This window comes from Weizmannia acidilactici (assembly GCF_008974225.1).
GTDB lineage: Bacteria > Bacillota > Bacilli > Bacillales > Bacillaceae_C > Weizmannia > Weizmannia acidilactici.
In genome coordinates this window covers 1-2178 of the sequence record NZ_BKZR01000086.1, presented here as the reverse complement: position 1 = coordinate 2178, position 2178 = coordinate 1, and the positions used below count along the sequence as shown (strand labels likewise).

The following is a 2178-nucleotide window of genomic DNA, read 5'->3' as shown; positions in this document are numbered from 1 at the left end:
CAAGGATCAATCATCTAAAACAGCGACTGTATCATAATAACACCAATTATAATAGCTGTCAACAATAAATTCATGGAGCGGGTGATGGGAATCGAACCCACGACAACAGCTTGGAAGGCTGTGGTTTTACCACTAAACTACACCCGCAAATCCAATCGGGAAAACAGGATTCGAACCTGCGACCCCATGGTCCCAAACCATGTGCTCTACCAAGCTGAGCTATTTCCCGCTTCATATTCTTTTTCTTTTCATAAAAAAAGAGCGCGCCCAAGAGGAGTCGAACCCCTAACCTTTTGATCCGTAGTCAAACGCTCTATCCAATTGAGCTATGGGCGCGTAAATGCGGCCGAGAGGACTTGAACCTCCACGGGATTTAACTCCCACTAGGCCCTCAACCTAGCGCGTCTGCCATTCCGCCACGACCGCGTTAAGAATAACACGCATTTTATATTATATCAATTACCGTTTCAAATGTCAACAGCTACTTTAATGGAGCGGAAGACGGGACTCGAACCCGCGACCCCCACCTTGGCAAGGTGATGTTCTACCACTGAACTACTTCCGCATACACTCAATGCGGGTGAAGGGAGTCGAACCCCCACGCCGTACGGCGCCAGATCCTAAGTCTGGTGCGTCTGCCAATTCCGCCACACCCGCGGAAAATGGTGAGCCATGCAGGATTCGAACCTGCGACCCTCTGATTAAAAGTCAGATGCTCTACCGACTGAGCTAATGGCTCGAAAAAATGGCTGGGCCAGCTGGATTCGAACCAGCGCATCACGGAGTCAAAGTCCGTTGCCTTACCGCTTGGCTATGGCCCAATGACGGTTCCGACGGGAATCGAACCCGCGATCTCCTGCGTGACAGGCAGGCGTGATAACCGCTACACTACGGAACCAACACCCAAAAATATAAAATGTCAAATGACCCGTACGGGATTCGAACCCGTGTTACCGCCGTGAAAGGGCGGTGTCTTAACCGCTTGACCAACGGGCCGCAACAACTACTGCTTTTAAAGAACAGCTTATGTATGGCGGAGAAGGAGGGATTTGAACCCTCGCGCCGCTAAACGCGACCTACGCCCTTAGCAGGGGCGCCTCTTCGGCCAACTTGAGTACTTCCCCAAAATGGCTCCGCAGGTAGGATTCGAACCTACGACCGATCGGTTAACAGCCGATTGCTCTACCACTGAGCTACTGCGGAATAACTAATATCATCTTGTCGACTCTTAAAATTATACTGACGCAAGGCTAGGGTGTCAACCCAATTTTAAAATTTATTTTTAAAAAATATCACTGCCCGCAAATGGACGGAAATGGCGCAGGTTCACACATCATGATTTCCCCGCCGGGATCAGAATATACGGCGGTGTAATTGAAGCTTCCCGCCGCATTTTCCGCAGACGTAACGGTTTACGTCCACTCTTCTTTTCCGCCTGTATAGGACGCCGCAATCTCCACAGACATATTCATAAAGATGGGATGGCCGGCAGCTGGAGGAGGCATCCTCTTTGCTCGGCAACGCAGAACAGTAGCGGGGAGCGCCGGTTTTTTTCAGCAGTTGTTTGAAGTCCCGGTCGCGATGCCGGTATCCTTTGCCTTCAAGATGAAGATGGTAATGGCAAAGCTCGTGCTTAATAATCCCGATCAGTTCTTTTTCCCCCAGTTCTTCTAAATACTTTTTATTGATTTCGATATTGTGGTTTTTTAATAAGTATCTGCCGCCTGTTGTGCGCAGGCGGGGGTTAAACGAAGCCCGGTGCTGAAACGGTTTATGGAAGTGCTGTAAAGAAATTTCTTCAACAAGCTTTTGCAATTGTATATTGTCCAAATTGGCGGCCTCCTTTGTCAAGCCAACGCGTTAGTTTTTTGCCCGGATCTGCGCGGCTCCCCTTTTCTATTGTCCAGCTTCGCCGCCCATCGGCTAAAGTATTTCCCTCCCCCCTCGATAAGTCGACATCGATTCTCCTTGAAGGCTCACCGTGTTTCCTTTATCTCAGTCGGGACCCAGCAGTTCATACGCCGACAATCAAACGACATCCGTTTTTCTTATCATATGACAAGTTATTATAGCATATAACGGTGGTTTTGTTATGGTTGTATGTATCAAATTTTTCTCGACATCGTTTAAAAATCAGTGATTTCCAGACACTCTTTTCTGTGAAAATAAATCTCCCCG

Annotated in this window: 1 protein-coding gene and 12 tRNA genes; all 13 read right to left on the bottom strand. The window is 48.5% G+C overall.

The features are described from left to right. Window positions 1-73: 73 nt before the first annotated feature. The 13 genes from GBH70_RS16295 to GBH70_RS16235 all read right to left on the bottom strand — a co-directional run bounded on the left by GBH70_RS16295 (window position 74) and on the right by GBH70_RS16235 (window position 1830). Window positions 74-147 (bottom strand) — tRNA-Gly (locus GBH70_RS16295). Window positions 148-155: 8 nt separating this feature from the next. Next, window positions 156-229 (bottom strand) — tRNA-Pro (locus GBH70_RS16290). Between the two features lie 33 nt (window positions 230-262). Further along, window positions 263-336, bottom strand: a tRNA-Arg gene (locus GBH70_RS16285). Window positions 337-341: 5 nt separating this feature from the next. Continuing rightward, window positions 342-426 (bottom strand) — tRNA-Leu (locus GBH70_RS16280). A 64-nt stretch (window positions 427-490) separates the two neighbouring features. Then, window positions 491-565, bottom strand: a tRNA-Gly gene (locus GBH70_RS16275). Window positions 566-575: 10 nt separating this feature from the next. Then, a tRNA-Leu gene (locus tag GBH70_RS16270) sits at window positions 576-657 on the bottom strand. 6 nt (window positions 658-663) lie between these two features. Further along, window positions 664-739: transfer RNA gene (locus tag GBH70_RS16265), tRNA-Lys, on the bottom strand. 7 nt (window positions 740-746) lie between these two features. Then, window positions 747-821, bottom strand: a tRNA-Gln gene (locus GBH70_RS16260). 4 nt (window positions 822-825) lie between these two features. Further along, window positions 826-898, bottom strand: a tRNA-Asp gene (locus GBH70_RS16255). Window positions 899-924: 26 nt separating this feature from the next. Next, window positions 925-996, bottom strand: a tRNA-Glu gene (locus GBH70_RS16250). A gap of 35 nt (window positions 997-1031) precedes the next feature. Next, window positions 1032-1124, bottom strand: a tRNA-Ser gene (locus GBH70_RS16245). 4 nt (window positions 1125-1128) lie between these two features. Beyond that, window positions 1129-1203: transfer RNA gene (locus GBH70_RS16240), tRNA-Asn, on the bottom strand. A gap of 150 nt (window positions 1204-1353) precedes the next feature. After that, window positions 1354-1830 (bottom strand): SprT family protein, encoded by a 477-nt coding sequence (locus GBH70_RS16235; protein ID WP_151681998.1) that lies wholly within the window; start codon window positions 1828-1830, stop codon window positions 1354-1356. Window positions 1831-2178: the final 348 nt, after the last annotated feature.